Below are 1,766 nucleotides of genomic sequence, written 5' to 3'. Positions count from 1 at the left end.
ACCGGTTGACAAATTCAAAAAGGAAGCCAAACGGTTAATTAAAAAATATCCTTCTCTCAAATCTGAACTAACTGAATTAGCAGCATCACTTTCTATTGAACCAACTAAAGGAACAGCTTTAGGAAATAACGTATTTAAAATAAGAGTCTCTATTAAAAGTAAAGGGAAAGGTAAAAGCGGAGGTGCTCGAATTATTACTTATGTAATTTCTCCTCAGAAAGAAGTTTATCTCCTTACTATTTATGATAAAGCAGAATTTGACTCTATTGATGATAAAATGCTTCGAAGAATCATAGCTGTTATTCCAAATGAGAGTTAGAACGTCACACAACATTGCATTGCAGCAATTGGTACCTCAGAATAAGCTCTCAGCCCAACACAAATCCAATCAGTAGTTCCAAGCAGCTCAGTTTTTCCAGCCTGCAGTAAATATTCTAATCTTTTGTAACTTTATTCAGCTCCAGTCCAAGCAGTAGTAAAACCATTACCCAACTACTTCAATACGTGGGACGTTGTAGGCAATTATAAATTGACACACTCAAATTAATATGGAAAAATACTCAAAGAATATCTTTGCTTTTTCATTCCTTTTGTTATTGACTTTTGGTTGTGGTAAAAATGGAGACAATCCAGTAACCTCAAGTTCAAATATCATTTTCACGACTCCTCCATTTGATTTGCAAGGTATCAATGCAAAGTTTGCAAAAGACATTGCTTATGATAGCAAGGCAAGAACGCAGTTCGACATTTGGCTTCCAAATTCAAGCACTCCGACGGGTTTAGTTATATATGCTCACGGAGGTGGCTTTACAAGTGGTGACAAAGATTTTGTCTATACAGTACAGTCAGGTGGTGCTTGGGATTTTCCAACAGACATTCGCTACTTGCTTCAAAATAATATTGCTTTTGCAACGATTCGTTATACTTATCTAAACAATACAGGTGAAACGGAAGGTGTAAAAAAACCCATGTCAGATGTAAGAAGAGCATTACAATATATAAGGAATAGAGCTACTGATTTCAATATTGATAAGAATAAAATAATTTTGTCAGGAAATTCAGCAGGAGCAGGAGCTTCTCTTTGGATAGCATTTAATAATGACTTTGCCAATACTTCAAGTAGTGACCCTGTTTTAAGAGAATCAAGCAGAGTAAAAGGCGTTGTTGCAAGAGAGACTCAATCAAGTTACAATATTGAAGACCGATGGGTAAATGATGTTTTTGTTGATTATGGTGTAACCTGGTCACAAATATTGGCAAATGAAACAGGGAATATTCAAAAAATATATGGAGTTTCCTCAACTGCACAATACAATACCCCTTCGGTAGCAACCTATAGAGCAGAAGTGGATATGTTGGCTTTGATGACTGCCGATGACCCTGAAATTTGGGTTAACAATACACTAAGAGATGTTGTGAATCCATATATCACATTTAGTACAGACATACCATCTCATCACGCCTATCACGCCAGAGAGTTGAGAGAAAGAGCAAATTTAGTAGGACTTAGAAATGTTACTTATTATGGTAAAAATCCAACAATATATTCACACCCAAGTAATGAAAGTTGGACACAGTTTTGCAAAAGGAAAATTAACGAATAACTGCCTACAACATAAGGCTTTGCGCAATTTGGGCTTCCATCAAAGGTCATTCATCTTTTGGAATTGCTAATCAACTTCAGTAATTTGGCTTTAGCTAATCGCGTCTTTAGTGGCCAAGCTAGCAATAAGATCAAAGATTATCCAAATTGCTCAAAGCCTGGG

At 36.1% G+C, this 1,766-nt stretch carries 2 protein-coding genes; both read left to right on the top strand.

Annotation, left to right across the window (positions count from 1 at the left end):
* Positions 1 to 319: addiction module toxin RelE (locus B7Y67_RS17075; protein ID WP_293599654.1), on the top strand; the 319-nt coding region annotated here is incomplete at its 5' end.
* 229 nt (positions 320 to 548) lie between these two features.
* Complete coding sequence (locus tag B7Y67_RS17070) at positions 549 to 1,604, top strand: alpha/beta hydrolase (RefSeq protein ID WP_293599653.1); 1,056 nt, start codon at positions 549 to 551, stop codon at positions 1,602 to 1,604.
* The last annotated feature ends 162 nt before the right edge of the window (positions 1,605 to 1,766 follow it).

The organism is Polynucleobacter sp. 35-46-11, assembly GCF_002281105.1.
Note: the sequence above shows the minus strand (reverse complement) of the source record. Positions and strands in the feature narration are given on the sequence as shown.